14 protein-coding genes are annotated in these 17287 nt (G+C 63.0%); all 14 read right to left on the bottom strand.

Features of this window, described 5'->3' with window-relative positions:
• A complete protein-coding gene (locus CWE01_RS25210; protein WP_100943256.1) occupies positions 1-774 on the bottom strand; it encodes an amino acid ABC transporter permease in 774 nt (257 codons plus the stop codon).
• 12 nt (positions 775-786) lie between these two features.
• Positions 787-1593: an ABC transporter substrate-binding protein gene (locus CWE01_RS25215; protein ID WP_100943257.1), complete on the bottom strand. Its 807-nt coding sequence runs from the start codon at positions 1591-1593 to the stop codon at positions 787-789.
• Positions 1594-1666: 73 nt separating this feature from the next.
• Entirely contained in the window at positions 1667-2335 is a 669-nt protein-coding gene (locus CWE01_RS25220; RefSeq protein WP_100943258.1) for a GntR family transcriptional regulator, read from the bottom strand.
• A gap of 216 nt (positions 2336-2551) precedes the next feature.
• Entirely contained in the window at positions 2552-2806 is a 255-nt protein-coding gene (locus CWE01_RS25225; RefSeq protein ID WP_100943259.1) for a DUF1652 domain-containing protein, read from the bottom strand.
• A 129-nt stretch (positions 2807-2935) separates the two neighbouring features.
• On the bottom strand, positions 2936-4423 hold the full coding sequence (locus CWE01_RS25230; RefSeq protein WP_100943260.1) for a helix-turn-helix transcriptional regulator: 1488 nt from the start codon (positions 4421-4423) through the stop codon (positions 2936-2938).
• Positions 4424-4548: 125 nt separating this feature from the next.
• Positions 4549-5271, bottom strand: coding sequence for an alpha/beta hydrolase (locus CWE01_RS25235; RefSeq protein ID WP_100943261.1), 723 nt, complete (start codon positions 5269-5271; stop codon positions 4549-4551).
• Between the two features lie 68 nt (positions 5272-5339).
• The gene (locus CWE01_RS25240) at positions 5340-6377 is read right to left on the bottom strand and encodes a purine nucleoside permease (RefSeq protein ID WP_100943262.1); all 1038 of its coding nucleotides are present in this window, start codon (positions 6375-6377) and stop codon (positions 5340-5342) included.
• A 23-nt stretch (positions 6378-6400) separates the two neighbouring features.
• Positions 6401-7381 carry a nucleoside-specific channel-forming protein Tsx gene (locus CWE01_RS25245; RefSeq protein WP_100943263.1) on the bottom strand — a complete coding sequence of 327 codons (981 nt, stop codon included), beginning with the start codon at positions 7379-7381 and terminating at the stop codon, positions 6401-6403.
• A 342-nt stretch (positions 7382-7723) separates the two neighbouring features.
• Positions 7724-7954, bottom strand: a complete 231-nt coding sequence (locus CWE01_RS25250) for a hypothetical protein (protein ID WP_100943264.1) — start codon at positions 7952-7954, stop codon at positions 7724-7726.
• A 112-nt stretch (positions 7955-8066) separates the two neighbouring features.
• A complete protein-coding gene (locus CWE01_RS25255) occupies positions 8067-10241 on the bottom strand; it encodes a hypothetical protein (protein ID WP_100943265.1) in 2175 nt (724 codons plus the stop codon).
• Positions 10228-11430, bottom strand: a complete 1203-nt coding sequence (locus CWE01_RS25260; RefSeq protein ID WP_100943266.1) for a DUF3142 domain-containing protein — start codon at positions 11428-11430, stop codon at positions 10228-10230. The genes CWE01_RS25255 and CWE01_RS25260 overlap by 14 nt, the downstream gene beginning before the upstream one ends.
• 63 nt (positions 11431-11493) lie before the next feature.
• Positions 11494-12540: a phytoene/squalene synthase family protein gene (locus CWE01_RS25265; RefSeq protein WP_100943267.1), complete on the bottom strand. Its 1047-nt coding sequence runs from the start codon at positions 12538-12540 to the stop codon at positions 11494-11496.
• Between the two features lie 182 nt (positions 12541-12722).
• The gene (locus CWE01_RS25270; protein ID WP_256579410.1) at positions 12723-14174 is read right to left on the bottom strand and encodes an efflux transporter outer membrane subunit; all 1452 of its coding nucleotides are present in this window, start codon (positions 14172-14174) and stop codon (positions 12723-12725) included.
• A gap of 2 nt (positions 14175-14176) precedes the next feature.
• Positions 14177-17284 (bottom strand): efflux RND transporter permease subunit, encoded by a 3108-nt coding sequence (locus tag CWE01_RS25275; protein WP_100943288.1) that lies wholly within the window; start codon positions 17282-17284, stop codon positions 14177-14179.
• Between the last annotated feature and the right edge of the window lie 3 nt (positions 17285-17287).

Raw genomic sequence — 17287 nt, forward strand, 5'->3', positions numbered from 1 at the left:
TTAACGTCCCCTCAGCATTTTCAGGGCGCCGCGACCGAACAGGCGGCTGCCGGCGGTGGGCGGCGCGGGCCGCTCGGACTGGCCGAAGCGTGTCTCAAGCCAGCGCTGGAAAAAGCCCCAGAGTGTGGTCAACAGCAGGAAATAGATCGCCACCACCAGGTACAGCTCGAACACCCGGAACGTCGCCGAGGTCACCATCTGCGTACTCAGCAACAATTCCTGCACGCCGATCACACTGACCAGCGTGGTGTTCTTGAGCATCACGTTGAACTCGTTGCCCAACGGCGGCACGATCACCCGAAAGGCCTGGGGCAGGACGATGCGCCGCATCAGTTTGCCGAAGGTCATGCCCAGCGAACGCCCGGCCTCGTACTGGCCCTTGTCCACCGCGCCAATCCCGGCGCGGATGATCTCGGCCATATAGGCGCCTTCGTTGAGGCCCAGGGCGATGATCGCCGCCTGGATATTGCCCGGGATCACCAGGCCGAACAGCTCCAGGTCCTCGAAACGGAAGATCCCGCCGGCCGCCAGCGCGGTGTAGAGAAAGACGATCTGTACCAGCAGCGGGGTGCCGCGCATCAGCCAGACGTAGAAGCGTACCGGCAGGTGCAGCAAGGGATTGCGCGACAGCCGCAGCAACGCAGCCGCCAGCCCCAGCACACAGCCCAGCGACATCGCCAGCACACTGATCAGGCAGGTCAGCCAGAGCCCGGTGAGGTAAACGCCGCTGGGCTGCAACAGGTATTGCCAGAACACTTGCCAATTGAAATTCATCGGGCGCCCGCCTCAGTCGAGTGTGTCGCTGGTCACATGCCATTTGTCCAGCAGTTGGGCGTAGCTGCCGTCACTGCGCATATCGCTGACGATCTGCTGCACGGCCTTGCTCAGTTGCGGATCGTCCTTGCGAATCCCAAGGCCAGTGAGAATCCGACTGAAGGCCGGCACGCCTTCTTCGAACAGATCGGGGGCCATGGCGGCGTAGTAGCCGGCGGTTTCCACGGTGGTGCCATAGGCGTCGACCTGGCTGATACGCAGGGCCTGGAAGGCATCGGTGTCGGTGTTGTAGACCACCAGCTTCATCGGCGCCTTGCCGGCCTTGGCCAGGGTATCGTTCTCGGCGTCGAGCAGGGTCTTGATGGTCGAGCCATTGAGCACCGCCACCTTGTGCCCGGAGAGATCGTCGAGGGCCTTGATGTGCTTGGGATTGCCCTTGGGCACCACCACCGACTGGCTGGAATACATGTAGTTGACGATGTCGATCACTTCTCGCCGTTCGGGTTTGTCGAACAGTTGGTCGACGATCATGTCGCATTGTTGCGCCAACAGAGCCGGCAGCAGCCCGGAGAAGGGAATCACCCGCCATTGCACGGTTTTGTTGTCCAGCCGTTTGGCGATTTCCAGGCCCAGGTCGATGGTCAGGCCCTTGGGCTTCTGGGCCTCGTCGAACGACACCAGCGGGGGTGAGTCCATGCCCGAGCAATAGGTCAGTTTGGCGACCTTCTGCAAACGCTCCGGCACCTGGGGCGCGGCAACCGCCCCCTGCACCAGCAGCACCAGGGATACAGCGGCAAACAACACGCGGGGTTTATGCATGACCAGACACTCCTGTTCGTTGATAACGGGGGCAGTACTCGAAGTCAAAACACGGCCGGGCTTGAGCCCGGTTCTATTTTTTCGTTTGCAGAAAATCGATCAACGCCGGCACCGTGCCCTCGATGTGCAGGCGCACCACGGCCTCGGCGCGTGCTGCATCGCCCGCGCGAATCGCGTCGAGGATCACCACGTGCTCCTGGCGGGCGCTCAAGGGTTTTTCGCTGTGTTGCAGCCACAGGCGCATCGGCGCCTCGATCAGCGAATAGAGGGCCGATATCTGCTTCATCAGCCGTGGCCGGCCGCTGAGGCTGCAAAGGTATTCGTGGAAGGCCCGATGCCGGCTGACCCACTCGGCGCTTTCGTCGCGGTAGTCGTCCATCTCGTCGAGCATCCGTTCCAGGGCCGCCAACTGGCGTTCGCCGATCTTCGGCACAGCCACGCGGATCGCCAGGCCTTCGAGGGCACTGCGCATATCGAAGACTTCCTGCAGTTCGTCGAACTCCAGGCCGCTGACAATCGCCCCGCGATTGGGCCGCAAGGTCACCAGGCCCTGGGCGTCCAGGCGGCGAAAGGCTTCGCGCACCGGCATGCGGCTCATGCCGATCTCGCCGGCGATGTCCTCGGCGATCAGCCGGTCGCCCTTGCGGTAGCGACCGCAACAGATCGCCTCCAGCAGAAAGGTATAAGCCTCCTCTTCGGCGGTTTGGGGCTGACGCTCAACGTAAGTGGGGGTGAACTGCATGGGGAAGCACCTTTGTCTTTTTGTATCCAATTATCCACGAATACAAAAAAAGCATAAGTCATGCCAGCTTCCCGCAAGCGCATTCAACGGTTTGATGGGAATAGGCTTTTGTCAGAAGCCTGGGTTTTCGGGAGGAGGCGCCGTGGCGGCGGAGTGCTACAAAAGCGCGCAGCGACGCGCCAAAGGAGTGAAGCAAAGTATCCGGTAACACATCGGCTAGCGGGCGACGGAACCGCGCTCGGCCTTGAGCATATTGGACTCAAGGTCCTCAAGCAGTTCTTCAAGCAGTCGCAGTGCCCCTTCGCGCTGGTGCAACACGCTCAGGGAAATGCCCGTGACCATCAGGTCGACCCGCCCGGTCTCGGGGTCATAGACCCTGACACTCAGCGAAGCCTCGCCCAGCACACACTCACAGGCCAGGGGCGCAAAGCCCTTTTCGAGCAAGCTACGTAATTCCGTTAGAGAGAGCACACCGGTGAGTCCCGTACCTGGTTATTCGTTACACAGGCGGCCCGCCCGCGCGTCAGGCAACCATGCTAAGAAAAATCACGGGGTTCATACACTTGTATATGCACTAGTGGCACTGGTGCATTTGCACTGTCAGCGTTTGTCCCGGGTGACAAACAGGCCACGTTCGCGCGCCCAGACAATCGCCTCGCTACGGCTATGCACGTCGAGCTTGGAGTACACCGTGGCAACGTGATTGCGCACGGTATTGAGGGCCAGTTCGAGTCGTGCGGCAATTTCCTTGTCCGCCAGGCCCTCGCAGATCAGGCCCAGCACATCGCGCTCGCGCGGGGTCAGGTCACCGAAGGAAAAGCTCGCCAGGTTGGGTGCGCTGACACTTTTCACCGTGGCGAGCTTTTCGATCAGCTTCTGGCTGAACCAGGACGCGTCCTGCATCACCGCCTCGATGGCCGCCACCAGCTCCAGCTCCGAACGCTTGCGCTCGGTGATATTGGTCAGCACCAGCAGGTAGCAAGGCGCGTCCTGGATCACCACGGTGTCGGCCGACAGCACGCAGTCGATGGGCTCACCGTTTTTCTGGCGGATCCTGAGGTCCAGGCCCTCCAGGCTGCCGGCCTTTCCCAGGGCCGCGAACAGCCGTTCGCAGACCACCCCGTCCTCGATAAATCCTACGGCCTGGATACTGTGCCCGAGCAATTCCTCGGCGGGATAACCGGTGATGTTGAGGAAGGCTTCGTTGGCGTCCATCAACTGCTGGTTGTCCGCACTGCAGATCAGGGTCGGTACCGGCGTCAGGCGAAAAGCCTTGGCAAAACGCTCCTCGCTCTGGCGCAAGGCGATTTCGATCTTGCGCCGCGGCTCCAGGTCCATGAAGGAAAACAACATGCAATTGTCCTCGTGGATATCCAGGGGCTGGCCAGCGACGATCACCAGCTTGCTGCCACCGTCCGCCAGCCTTATCTCGGCCTGCATTTGCGGAATGGTTGCACCCTCCCCCAGGCGCTGGATGGCCAGGTCCCGGCGCTCGGCGTCTTCGAGCACGTCCAGTTCGTAGACCGAGCGGCCGATGACCTGTTCGCGGGTATAGCCGGTCATTTCCAGGAAGCCCTGGTTGACCTTGACGTAGCGCAGGTCACTGAGCCGACAGATCACCGCCGGTGCCGGGTTGGCACTGAAGGCTTTCTCGAAGCGCTGTTCGGCACTGGCCCAGTCGGTGGCGTTGCTGATGATCAGCACCAGGGACTCGGGAGTGCCGGCCCGGTCAGTCAGGATCATGCTGCTGATACGCAGCACGCACAGGGGCGTCTCCTCATCGGCCTGGATGCTCATCTCGACCACCACATCGTTAAAGGTCTCGCCATTGGCGACCCGGGCGATGGGGTATTGGTCGGCGCTCAGCGGATGGTTGTTGCGATACCGCAGGTGGAAACGTTCCTGATACTGCTCGGCATTGGCGCCCAGTTCGCTGAGCTGGCTGACGCCATGCATCGCCAGTGCGGCATCGTTGGCCCAGAGAATGCTCTGATCGACCTCGATCAGGATCACGCCCTCGGACAGACCGGCGATGATCTGCTGCAATTGACGGCGATTGGTTTCGGTTGCTAGGACATCCTGGCTCATTGTTTCTCCCAAGGGGTTTGGCGGTCGATGCCGGCTCCCACAGGGTTTGCGGTGCTCGTTCGGCGGGGTCAATTCTCTGACCCCGGCAGCCCGCGCAAGTGCAGTCGGAAAAAATTTCCGGCCGGTCAGTGTTGCAATGAAGCACTGATCCAGTTTTTCAGATCCTCGACTTCGCTGGCGCTGATGGTGTGGCCGACGCCGGGATAGGAATGAAACTCCGGTTCGATGGACAGGCCCTTCAGCACGCCCAGGGCCTCGGTCGCCCCTGCGTAAGGCACCTGCGGATCGGCGGTGCCGTGACCGATAAAGACCTTCAAGCCGGCGTACTTCGTCCCGCCCTTGAGCTCCGCGCGCAACGCCGGCAGCACCCGACCGCTGAGGGAAGCGATACCGCGCAGGACCTCGGGATGCCGCAGCGCAACCTCATAGGTCATCATCGCGCCCTGGCTGAAACCCACCAGGAACACCTTGTCGGGCTGGGTGTGATACTTCTGGGTGACCCGGGTAACAAAGTCGGTGATGGCCGCGGCGCTCTGCAGCAGATCGTCGCTGTCGCCGTCGTACTGCGCCGCCCCGACCTTCTTGTGGAACCACTGGTAGGCCCCCAGGTCCAGCTCCAGGCGGCCGCGCACCGAAAGCACGGTGTAGTTGGCCGGCAGGTCGTCCTTGATACCGAACAGATCGTCTTCGTTGCTGCCGTAACCATGCAGGAAGATCACCAGCGGCTGGTCGTGGGTATCGGCATTGGCCTGGGCCTGGTAGGTCAACGGCATATCGGCGAGCAGTTCGGCCTGTGCCGCCGATGCGGTGCAGGCCAGCAACAAGGCCAGGGCCAGGGGTTTGAGCATGGTCGGGGGTCTCCGGGCGATCGGTGGGACGCCCAGCTTAGCACTGGCGCCGCGCCCCACCGAACCACTCAGTTCTCGGGAACGCCCTGCTCCCAGGCTTTCCAGTTGCCGAGGATCGCCTGCACCAACGGGTTGCCCGCGCGGTAGAGGTTTTCCAGGGCCGGGACAAAACCACCCTGGTCGGCGTACTTGAGCAGGTTGTCGACTTCGCTATAGCCCGGATACGGCCGGTCGAAATCCGAGCCGGCACGCACCACGGCCAGGCGATTGATGTCCACCCGCCCGGCCTTGCTCGCCCGCAGCAGGGCCTCGTAGGTGGAGTTGTCTTCCTGCTGGGTGGTGCAGTAGACGCCCTTGTTGTCCGTCAGCAAGCGGGTCCAGACCTCGGCCCGCTCGCTCAGGCGTGTCCCGGAAAACCAGGTGTTACCCGCCAGGGTGTCGCAGCGGGTCACGACCGGCGGCTGGTTGGCCGGCGCATAAGGGTATTTGACCCGCCAGGCCGCGGATTCCTTGCTCTCGCTCAAGGTCACTTGATGCGACAGGGCAAACGCCTTGGCCTGCAGCCTGGGGTTGAGCTCGAAGACTTCGGTCTTGTAGTCCAGCGGCGGTTTCTCGTTCGGGCCTCGGGTGTTGATGCCAATGTAGCCGGTGGGCCAGTCTTTCGGCGCGTCCCGCGAGTCCAGCTCCCACTGGGTGCCGAACTCCACCAGGTAGTGGGCCCAGGCCGCCGTGCCGATGGTGCCTTGATGGGGGTTGATCCCGGCAATCCCGGCAATCAGGAAATATGACTGGCGCAGGTCGAACTGCGGTGACAACGCCAGGGCCAGGGTCGAGGCGGCGGCGTTGGTCTGGCCCATGCCGGTCACCAGCAGGCAGGTGTCCTGGTCATTGCAATGAATGTTCGGGTACTCGGCGCTGAGGCCTGGTACCGGGATTTCATGCTTGAGGGCCAGACGCTCGATCCAGGCCTGCGCTTCCGGCGCGAACATGGTGATCAGCATGACCTTGGGCTTGATCGGCGAGGCCGGTGCGGCCCAGGTTGGCTGTCCGGCCAGGCTGCCGAGCAGCACGCCGGCGATAAGGGAGTGACGAATCACAGTGCGCATGGACGCTCCTATTAACGAGGGTTTCAGAATTGGTAGCCGACGCCGGCGTAATAACCCCAGCCGTTGGAGCGGGCGCGGAAGTCGTCGTCGCCAAAATTCAGCTGACTGCCATCGCGCCAGTTGCCGCCGTTGTGGAAGTAGCGTCCCACCAGCGTAAAGCGCAAATGTGTAAAGGAATACAGCAGCACGTTGGTCGCCACCGTGGCGTTGGCGGTACGCGCCGGATCGGTCTTGTGCAGGTCGGAGCCGAAATCGAAGTTGGTGAAGCCGATGTAGGTCAGCGACGCGCCATTGCCGAAGTGGTCGATGGGCACGATGTACTTGAGCTGGGCACGGTAGCCGTCCCACGAATACTCGTTGCTCGCCCCATAGTTCTCCCACTGGTAGCGCCCGTAGAAGTTGGCCGACAGATTGACCCGCGAATGGGTGTCGATATCGGCGCCGAGGCCGCTGTAGAGGGTATTGGCGCGGTTGGCGGTGCGACTGCCGTGGTCATAGATCCAGTCGAAGGCCACATACCATTCCTTGAACGGTCCGATCGCCAGGCTGCGTCCGCTCAGGGAGTCGATGGAGATGCGCGGTTCGTGCTCCATGAAGACCGGCGAGCCGTGGTCCCAGGCGCCCTGGTCATGGCTGTTGCCGATGCCGAAGACCTTGGGGATATCGACGTAGCCGTAGAGTTCGAACGGGCCTTTGCGACCGAAGTATTCGTATTCCAGATAGACATCGTCGGCCGGGCGTGGCCCGAAGCTGATGTCCTTGCTGCCGATCACCGTCAGGTCCTGGTTGAACCAGTCGGACAGGTAGACACCCTTCTTCGCCGGCGGGCCGGCATCGGGGCTCAGTGCTTCGCCCTGGGCGGACTCATCGACCGGAGCCGGTTGGGCCTGGGTTTCGCTATGGGTCAGCAGCGCCAGGCTGGCGCACAGCAGGGATAACGCAAGACGGCTAAAACGCGGGGATGGCACGGCGTGCCGGAACAGCGGCTGGAACAAGACAGACATTGAAACTCCCTGTTTTTATAGTGCTCGGTGGAAATGGCCAGGCGTACCTTCCTCCGATGGTGCGGCACTCCCTGGCCTCACCCATAGCCTTACATAAGCTTTATAAAGCTCCTACAAAATATTGAAATATATGGAAATAGAATATCGAAACTGTCGATTGGGTCAGGTGTTTCGGGGACAAAGGTGAGATCGCGATCGCCAGCAAGCCGGCTCCTACAGGTTCCGGGCTTGACGGGGGGTCGTAGTGATACACGGACTTGTAGGAGCCGGCTTGCTGGCGATGGCGCCCGGATAGGCGCCACAAGGCTCATGGGCCCAATGACAAGCCAGCGCCTACAAGGATCAAATCGCCTGGAGACGCTCGACGATCTGGTTCTTCACTTTCAGTCGCCGCTCCTTCAGCGTGCGCAACGGATCATCCGCCGCCTGGGCCGACTCGGCCGCCAGCACTTCCTTGTCGATATCGTCGTACTGATCAAGCAGTTGGTTGAGCCTGGGGTCCTTGCTCCTGTGCTGCGCAAGCGCCTCCTTGTTCAACTTCAGGTCCGCGAGCAAATCGTGCTTGACCGGCATATCGTCACCTCTTGGGTCTGTGGGCAATACATGAAGCACCAGAGCCGCCAACTTCATGAAAGGTTCAAGGGGATGTATCCCTAAGCAATAGCACGCCCTGGCCCACCTTGCTTCAAAGCTTCGCTTTGCGCCGACGCACCCACAATGCCGCCAACCCACCCAATACCGCCAGAACCGCCACGATCAGCACCACCTTGTAAGGCCGTAAGGCCGAACGCACGGCGTTCAAAGGCTGGGTCAGGTAACGCTTGTTGGCCTGGTCGAAGTTCGGTTCCTGGCATTGCTGGCCGAAATTCGTCGCCCAGCTTACGTACGGGCCCTGCTCGACATAACGCTGGTATAACTGGATTTCCTCGTCACTCCCGGCAACCCAGCTCGCCGCCTTGCACAACACGGCGGCGAATGCCTGGCTGCTATGGGGCAACTGGTCGGCGGCCTGGCTGGCCAGGTCCGCCGCGATCCAACGATAGTGATAACGCCGGTCGGGCTTGGCCACGGTAGCCTGTTGCCGCTGGATTTCCGCGGTTTCGAGAAACGGTGCCGGTTGCAACGCAGGCGTGTCCAGGGCGTAGTAACCGTCCAGGGTGCGATAATCCGGCGCCATCTCGTAGCCGAGGATTTCCATGCCCGACTTGCGCGCCAACGTGGCAGCGGCAAACAGCGACTCGGCACGCCCGGTGGCGGTCCAGCGCGACACTGCCTGCTGGCGATCGCGGCCATACTCCTGCGCCGTAGCCTGCAATTCGGGGCTGTCGAAGTACTTCGGCGCCTCATCGTAGCGCCCCTCGCGCAGCAGGCGCCGGGCCAGCAGCTCACGCAACTGCGCGGCCACCGGACGGCGCACGTAATTCTCCTTGTCCTCGGGCTTGGCCGCCGGCGCTGCGGGCACATGAGCATCGACATAGGTTTTCAGCTCGTCGGTCGTCAGCACCCGTTCGGCCACGGTCGCGGCATCCTGCCAATAGATATCCTGGCTGCGGTAAAGCTGGTCGAACGCTTGCAGGTAGTCGCCACGGTCCAGTGCCAGGATCGCGCTTTCGCCCTCGACCCGGCAGCCAGGCTGGACGGTTTCGAAGCTCCAGTCCGGTGCCCGCCGTGTGCCCCAGGCTTCGTCCTTGGGAAACGCCTTGGCCGCCTTGGCATAGGCGGCCGCGGCTTGAACCTTGTCGCCATCGCGCAACGCCAGCTTCGCCCGCACCCACCACGCCAGGCCGCCGTCACCGGCGTGTTCGAGAAAAGTCTTGGCTCCCGTGTAGTCGCCCTTCTGGTAACTCAGGGCGGCCAGGCGATCAGCGTTATCCAGGCTGCCGGCGGCACTGGCCAGCAGCAACTTGGACAGTCGCTGCTCCTGCTCCGACTGCTCATCGAAGGAACCGCCAACCCGGCTCAATACGTAGGCGGTCAATAGTTCCTGGACGTTTTTCTCCTTGAGCAGGGTACGCAGCTCGTCATCCGGCAATCCCGCCAGCTCGCCGGAGATCTGCTTGAGCGAGGTGTAGCCACTGTTGGAGCCCAACCGGCTCTGGCTGGCGTATAGCGCAATGGCGCGGTTCCAGTCATTGTCGAGCCTGACCAGCCGGGCCTCCTCACCCAGACTGGCAATCCCCAGTTCCAGCGGATCGCTGAAATCCCCGGCGCTCAGGTCCCGGGTCTGCTGGAACGCGAGTCGGGCCTGGGCTTGCAGATCAATGCTGGTGGCCGCTGGGGCTTTGGCATTATCCGTCGGGGTATCGACACCCGCCTCGGCCTGGACACTCAGGGCGACCAAGGCCCGACCGAGGGAATACGCGGCCCAGGTGCTGCGCAACTTGCGCTGGTCGGCCGGCAAGGCCAGGACCTGGCGGAAGTACTCCGCCGCCCGCTGCGCATCACCAGCCTGAAAGGCCACGGCACCGGCGATATACAGCCGCAGCTCGGCTGGCAGGCTGGCGCCCTGGGTTTCGACCTGCTGCGGATCTTGCAGCGCGCGCAGACGCGTGACCTCGGCCCGAAGGTTTTCCGGCAGCTCGCTGGCCTCCACTTTGTCACGTTGCTCGCGATAGGGCTTGCTGTTGTCGTCGCTGTCCCAGTACGGCGTCAGCGTCGCCTCGGTCGCCGGTTTCAGGCCGGCCACGGCTTCGCCGAGACGATTGACCTCGAAGGCAAAATTGGTTTCCGGCAGATCGGCCAGGGACTGGGCGCGATCGTTCAGCAGACGCAAGGGAAAGTCCGGACCGCAGGCCAATGCCGATAACGGCAGACTGAGGGACAGGCACAGCAGGTGCCGAGGCCAGTTACGGGTAGACATTCCAGGCTCCTTGATCGATTCGGGTACAGCGCGCCCAGCCGAGCGCACGTTGGCCACCAGCGGCAATGCGCGCGCTGGACTGGCGGGTAAAAATGAGCTGCTTCGAGGTTTGCTGCAAGGTATAGCCATTGATGCCGTCGACGCCATCACATTGCTCGGCGTCGAGTACCACCCGCTCGGGTAGCGGCCGGTCGAGATTGCCGACATTGGCCAGGCGTATGTCGTAGAGGCCGTCACGGGCCGACAGTTCAACTCGCCATTGGCTCGCGAGGGCCTCGCCACGGGCCACCGCGCGCAAGGTGGTCAGGCTCCAGGCGCGACGGTCACCGGGCAGCGGCAGGCGGAACCAGATCAACCCGGCCAGATGCGCCGGCGGCTTGGCCCGCAGTTGTTGGGCCAGGGTCGCCAGTTGCTGCGGATCGGCCAACAGCTCACGGCGCTCGCCGCCACGGCTCAACGCGACTTCGGCTTCGACCACAGGCCCGCCCTGATCGTCCGGCAACAACGCCACGCCATAAGCCGGCAGTGCCAGGTAAAACGGCTTGTCACTGACCCGTCCCCAACGCTCGGCCCAGTCCCTGGCTTGCCCGGGATTGAACAGCCCGAGCCTCGGGTTGCTCACGGCGTGCACCTGCAACACGCTGCTGTCGACCGCCTGCAACAAGGCCGGCAGTTGCGGGCTATCGAGCCAGGCGGGCAAGGCCGTGATGCTCAGTTTCAATGAAGGCGGCAGCAGGCCGCGCAGTTTGACCAGGAAATCGGTATACCCGGGCAGGCGTGCACTGCCGCTGTCATGGTCGATTTCCAGCCCGGCGGGCGTTACACCGCCCGCTTGCCAATCAGCCAGCAGCGTCGAGATCTGCGTGTTCGCCAACTCCAGATCCAGGGCCGGAAGCTGGCCATCGAGGCGAATCACCGCGATCACCGGCCGGCCATCGGCCTTGAGTTGCGCCAGATCCACCCGCGCCCTGCTCCACCCGGCCTTGGGCTGGGCCTGCAGGGCCAGCACCCGCAAGGTCGAGAAGTCCGCTCGGCTCTGGGCCAGGGCCTGCTCATGGCCCGGGCGCCATTGGCGTTGCCAGATATAGAGTTGTTGGTCGAGGGGCGTTGTCGGGGCGGGCTGGCAGCCGCTGAACAGCAAGAGCAGGCCGAGGGGCACCAGCCTGCGGGCAGAAAAAATCAAGGACATACGAACCCTTATCGAACACGGCGGGCCTGTTTTGCCGGCATCTTACCTCAACAGCGCGGCACTTCAGAGACTGGTCAACGGCAACGAACGCGTCGCCCGATCGAACAGCGCCCGCAAGCCAGCGTTGTCTCCACCCAGCGAGCGCAGAGTGCTGATGGTTGTCATTGCCAGGCCGCGGGGCACTTTCACCTGCGACCCGGAATGAAAATCGGCACGTCGATGCAGGTTACGCAACGTCAGTATCGCCAGGCCAATGGAGTGCAGGCAGAAGAACCTCAAGCTGGCGCGCTCGGGTGCAATCAGCAGCGTGTAGTCCAAGGCTCGGCGCAGATGAGCGTGGGCAATGCCGATCAGTTCTGTCAGCGCCGGCCCATAGCCAGGTTGCGTACTCGTGTGCAACGACAACAAGCACACGCCATGTCGCGCAAACAGGTCCCGTGGCAGCCAACAAACGCCACGCTGCCGGTCTTCCCATTGGTCCTTGAGGATATTGGTCAGTTGCAACCCCTCGCCAAACGACACGGCCAGTGAGGCCATCCGCTCCTGATGAACCACCAGTTCCGGCGCAAAGTCGACGAACAATTCGGTGAACATTTCGCCCACCACGCCCGCAACGCAGTAACAGTAGCGTTTGAGCTCGGACAAGGTCTCCAGCCCCTGCAAACCAACGACCCGCTGGAAATCCCCCATGCCGGGGCACATCACCCGCAGGCACTGCACAATGGCCGCCTGCTGGGGTTCGTCAAGGGTCTGCAGCACTTCCAGTACCCGTGGCAACTGACTCAACAGTGCTCTTTCCGCCGGCGAACTGGCCTCGGAAAGCAAAGGGGCCAGCTCATCACAGAACGGCTGGGCATCGATCTCACCGAGAACTGCCCGAATGTACGCCGCTTCATAATGCTGCTTGTCGGTAATCGACAGCGTCGGCTCGTCCTCGATGGTGTCGGCGATCCGACAGAGCAGGTAGGCGGTGGTCATGGCCGTGTTCAACGGCGGCGGCAATTGCGGGATGGTGAGGGCAAAAGAACGAGACACCTGAGGAAAAATCGCCTCCTGATAACCGAGGGCGCTCTGCGGTGCCAATGCTCCGGTTGCTTGGGTAAAGGGCATGGTCAGGCTCGTTGAATAAAAGAAATCGCTTGGGGCGCGTGCATCTTAACGGCTGGAAAACACCGACAAGATACCGCCTTGCAACAGATTGTTATAACGAGCCAGCGCCCACCGCAAAAAATATTCACCGACACCGTCGTCGGAGTGGCCTCCCCCTGGGCAAACCGACAGGCTACGACGCCTCACTTACCGGTCAAGTCGCCCCCTTGCCAACCACCGCCAAGGCTCTGGATCAAGCTGACGCTGCCCTGGGTCAATTGGCCCTGGGTGTCACGCAGGCTCTGCTCGGTCTGCAAGAGAATCAGTTGCTGGGTCAACACATCTTGCAGGCTGACCGTACCGGCCTTCTGCTGGGCCTGCTGGCTGCCGAACAGTTGCTGGTTGCGCTGGTAGATCTGCTGGTAGGCCTGGGTCTGGGTCTGCAGGTGATTGAGCGTCGAGAGGTTGTCTTCGACGTTCTGCAAGGCGCTGAGCACCGTGCCGCGATAGTTGGCGACTTCCTCGTCATAGGTGGCTTCGGCCTCCTTGACCGCCGCCGAACGCGCACCGCCGTCGAACAGGGTTTCGGCCAGCGCCGGGCCGACGCTCCAGATCCGGTTCGGCAAGGAGAACAGGCCGCCCAGGGCGCTGCCCGTGTAGCCGACCTGGGCCGTCAGGTCGAGATTGGGATAGAACGCCGCCTCGGCGACACCGATTTTCGCATTGGCCGCAGCCACCGAACGCTCGGCGGCGACCACGTCCGGACGCCGTTGCAACAGCCCCGATGGCAGGCTCAAGGGGGTTGCCGGCAGGTTGAAGGCAAAGCTGTCGACCGGCGCCAGGCTGAACTGCGCCGGCGCCACGCCCACCAGCACCGCCAGGGCATGCTCGAACTGCTCGCGCGAGCGCTGCGAGGTCTGCAAGGCGGCCACCACCGTGGTCAATTGGTCCTGGGCCACCAGCAACTGGTCGTTGGACGCGGTGCCCTGGGTGTATGCGGTCTGGGTGATGTCCAGCAGTTGCTGGTTGATCCGCTGTTGTTCGTTCAGCAAGCGGATATCGATATCCAGCTGGCGGATGCCGAAATAGTTGCTGGCGACACTGCCGCCGATGGACAGGCGCACCCCGGCCAACAAGGCATCGGAGGACTGGGCCGAGGCCTGGCTCGATTCGATGCCACGGCGTACCAGGCCCCACAGGTCCGGCTCCCAACTGGCGCCGAGGGTGGCGCTGACACTCTGTTCGACGGAGCCACCCGAAGTGCTCGATGTCGTACCGCTACTGCCGCTGCTACCGCTCCTGCCCACCCCACGGGAACCGGACAGTCCGGCGGTCACCGTCGGCCAGAGCCCGGCCCGGCTGGAAGCGACCTGCGCCTGGGCCAGGCGATAAGCCGCCTCGGCGGCGACAATCGACTGGTTGGCCTTGGCGGCGCGAACCATCAGGTCGTTGAGGATCGGATCGTGGTAATCCAGCCACCACTGGCTGTCCAGCGCACCCTGGGGATTGGCGGCCGCCCGTTGCCACTGCGCGCCTTCCTTGAAGGTCTGCGGCAGTTCGATCGGCGGTTTCTGGTAATCCGGCCCGACCATGCAGCCGCTGATGCTCAGGCTGAGCAACAGGACCAGGTAAGGGGCGCGTCGACCCATCATCATTTTCAAGACTCCTTGCCGCGCCGGCGCAGCCGCTCGGAAGCGCTGTCCAGCCACAAATAGATAACCGGGGTGGTGTAGAGCGTCAGCAATTGACTGAGCAGCAACCCGCCGATAATGGAAATCCCCAACGGACGGCGCAACTCCGAACCGTAGCCAGTGCCCAGGACCAGCGGCAAGGCCCCGAGAATGGCCGCCATGGTGGTCATCATGATCGGCCGGAAGCGGATCAGGCAGGCCCGGTGAATCGCCTCGCGGGCACTGCGCCCGTGCTGGACCCGCTCGGTAATGGCGAAATCGATCATCATGATGGCGTTCTTCTTGACGATCCCGATCAGCAGGATCACCCCCACCAGGGCGATGATCGACAGCTCGGTGCCGGTCAGCAGCAAGGCGATCAGCGCACCGACACCGGCCGAGGGCAAGGTCGAGAGGATGGTCAGCGGGTGCATCAGGTTCTCGTAGAGCATCCCCAGCACGATATACACCGACAACAGCGCCGCGACGATCAGCAGCGGCTCGCTGGCCACCGACGACTGGAACACCTGGGCCGTACCGGCGAACTGCCCGACCACACTGGCCGGCATGCGCAACTGGGCCACGGCATTTTCCACCAGGACGGTGGCCTGGCCGATGGAGGTGCCCGGCGCCAGGTTGAACGACGCCGTTACCGCCGGGAACGTGCCCTGGTGGGCAATGGAGATCGCCGTGCGCTGGATGCCGGTATCCGACAGTGCCGACAGCGGCACCATGGTCGGCGCGGTCGATGGCAGCGTCGTGGTGCCGCCCGCCTGGGTGGACGCCTCGGGCCCGGTCGGGACATAGATCGACTTGAGTGCCTCCGGGTCGGTCCAGTACGGCGGCGCCACTTCCATCACTACGTGGTACTGGTTGGCCGACTTGTAGATGGTCGAGACCTGGCGCTGGCCGAAGGCGTCGTAGAGGGTCTGGTCGATATTGCCGATATTGACCCCCAGGCGGGCGGCGGTGTCGCGGTTGATGCTGATGTTGGCCAGCAGGCTGTTGTCCTGCTGGTCGGTGTTGATGTCGGTCAGTTGTGGCAGGGTATGCAACACCGCCACGACCTTGGGCACCCATTCGTCCAGGGTGTCCTGGTCATCGGCGGTCATGGTGTACTGGTATTGCGCCCCGCTCTGCCGGCCACCGACGGTGATGTCCTGGGCCGATTGCAGGTACAACCGGGTTCCTGGCAGTTCACCGAGGGCTTTGCGCACCTGGGCGATCACCTGGTCGGCGCTGTCCTTGCGATCCCCCACCGGTTTGAGCGCAATGAACAGTTGACCACTGTTGATCGCACCGCCGCCACCGATAAAACCACCGACGGTATCGACATTCGGGTTCTTCGACACGGTCTGGTTGATCTTGCTGAACGCCTCTTGCATCGCCGCATAGGAAATACTCTGCGGGGCGATGATGCTGCCCTGCAGCCGCCCGGTGTCTTCCTGGGGAAAGAAGCCCTTGGGCACCAGCACATAGAGCACGCCGGCGAGCACGATGACCAGCACGGTCAACAGCCCCATCAGCGCCGAATGCTCGACGACCCAGCCCAGGGTCCGGTCATAGAAGCGATGGAAGCGCGAGTCCGGGTACTCGTGATCCGACCCCGTCTCCTGGCTCGGGCGCAGCAGGATGCTCGAGAGCATCGGCGTCACGGTCAGGGAGATCAGCATCGAAATCAGGATCGCCACCGACAGCGTGATGGAAAACTCGCGGAACAGCCGCCCGACGATACCGCCCATCATCAGCAGGGGAATAAACACCGCGATCAGCGACACACTGATGCTCAACACCGTGAAGCCGACCTCCTGTGCCCCGGCCAATGCCGCTTTCACCCGGCTTTCGCCGCGCTCCAGGTGGCGCATGATGTTTTCCACGATGACGATCGCATCGTCCACCACGAAGCCGGTGGAAATGGTCAGCGCCATCAGCGACAGGTTGTTCAGGCTGTAACCGAGGAAATACATGGCGCCAAAGGTGCCGAGCAACGACAGCGGCACCACGATGGCCGGCACCAGGGTGCTGCGCCAGTCGCGGAAGAAACCGAAGGTCACCAGGGTCACCAGGAAAATCGACGCCAGCAGGGTGACTTCCACATCGTGCAGTGACGCCCGGATGGTGGTGGTGCGGTCCAGCAGGATATTGAGCTTGATCGAGGCCGGGATCGAGCTTTGCAGGAACGGCAGCGATGCCTTGACCGCATCCACCGTCTCGATGACGTTGGCCCCCGGCTGCTTGAACACCACCAGCAACACCGCCGGCCGGCCGTTGGACAGGCCGAAGTTGCGCAGGTCCTCGACATCCTCGCGGACATAACCCAGGTCGGCGATATGCACCACGTCACCGTTGCTCTGCTTGACTATCAGCGGCGCGTAATCCTCGGGTTTGAACAGCATGTCGTTGGCGCCGATCCCGTAGGAGAGATCGTCGATGGACAGCGCGCCCTTGGGCAGGTTGGCGTTCGAGGCGGTGATCGCCGCGCGGACCTGCTCCAGGCTGACACCGTAATGGTTGAGCCGGTCCGGGTTGAGTTCGATACGCACCGCCGGCAGCGCCCCGCCACCGACGTTGACGTCGCCGACACCGCTGGTCTGCAGCAGTTTCTGCTCGAGCAAGGTCGAGGCCACGTCATACATCTGGCCCGGCGTGGCACTGTCGGAGGTCAGGCTGATGATCATGATCGGCGAGTCGGCCGGGTTGACCTTGCGGTAGGTCGGATTACCCGACAAATCGCTGGGCAGGTTGCTGCGGGCGGCGTTGATGGCCGCCTGGACGTCGCGGGCGGCGCCGTCGATATTGCGGTTCAGGTCGAATTGCAGGTTGATGCGGGTCGAACCCAGGCTGCTCGACGAGGTCATCTGGGTCACCCCGGCGATTTGCCCGAACTGCCGTTCCAGTGGCGTAGCCACCGACGTGGCGACGGTTTCCGGATCGGCGCCCGGCAGCGAGGCACGGACACTGATGGTCGGAAAGTCGACTTGCGGCAACGGTGCCACCGGCAACAACAGGAACGCCAGCCAGCCAAACAGGGCCAGGCCGACCGCCAGCAGGATGGTTGCAATCGGGCGTTGGATAAACGGCGCGCTGATGTTCATCGG

The sequence above is a fragment of the Pseudomonas sp. QS1027 genome (assembly GCF_002814235.1).
Taxonomy (GTDB): Bacteria; Pseudomonadota; Gammaproteobacteria; order Pseudomonadales; family Pseudomonadaceae; genus Aquipseudomonas.

Excerpts from the sequence above, each read along its gene's own strand:
- CWE01_RS25275 (WP_100943288.1), bottom strand. The coding sequence starts at position 17,284 with ATGAACATCAGCGCGCCGTTTATCCAACGCCCGATTGCAACCATCCTG.
- CWE01_RS25210 (WP_100943256.1), bottom strand. The coding sequence starts at position 774 with ATGAATTTCAATTGGCAAGTGTTCTGGCAATACCTGTTGCAGCCCAGC.
- CWE01_RS25240 (WP_100943262.1), bottom strand. The coding sequence starts at position 6,377 with ATGCGCACTGTGATTCGTCACTCCCTTATCGCCGGCGTGCTGCTCGGC.
- CWE01_RS25265 (WP_100943267.1), bottom strand. The coding sequence starts at position 12,540 with ATGCCCTTTACCCAAGCAACCGGAGCATTGGCACCGCAGAGCGCCCTC.
- CWE01_RS25230 (WP_100943260.1), bottom strand. The coding sequence starts at position 4,423 with ATGAGCCAGGATGTCCTAGCAACCGAAACCAATCGCCGTCAATTGCAG.
- CWE01_RS25260 (WP_100943266.1), bottom strand. The coding sequence starts at position 11,430 with ATGTCCTTGATTTTTTCTGCCCGCAGGCTGGTGCCCCTCGGCCTGCTC.
- CWE01_RS25215 (WP_100943257.1), bottom strand. The coding sequence starts at position 1,593 with ATGCATAAACCCCGCGTGTTGTTTGCCGCTGTATCCCTGGTGCTGCTG.
- CWE01_RS25250 (WP_100943264.1), bottom strand. The coding sequence starts at position 7,954 with ATGCCGGTCAAGCACGATTTGCTCGCGGACCTGAAGTTGAACAAGGAG.
- CWE01_RS25270 (WP_256579410.1), bottom strand. The coding sequence starts at position 14,174 with ATGATGATGGGTCGACGCGCCCCTTACCTGGTCCTGTTGCTCAGCCTG.
- CWE01_RS25220 (WP_100943258.1), bottom strand. The coding sequence starts at position 2,335 with ATGCAGTTCACCCCCACTTACGTTGAGCGTCAGCCCCAAACCGCCGAA.
- CWE01_RS25245 (WP_100943263.1), bottom strand. The coding sequence starts at position 7,381 with ATGTCTGTCTTGTTCCAGCCGCTGTTCCGGCACGCCGTGCCATCCCCG.
- CWE01_RS25255 (WP_100943265.1), bottom strand. The coding sequence starts at position 10,241 with ATGTCTACCCGTAACTGGCCTCGGCACCTGCTGTGCCTGTCCCTCAGT.
- CWE01_RS25235 (WP_100943261.1), bottom strand. The coding sequence starts at position 5,271 with ATGCTCAAACCCCTGGCCCTGGCCTTGTTGCTGGCCTGCACCGCATCG.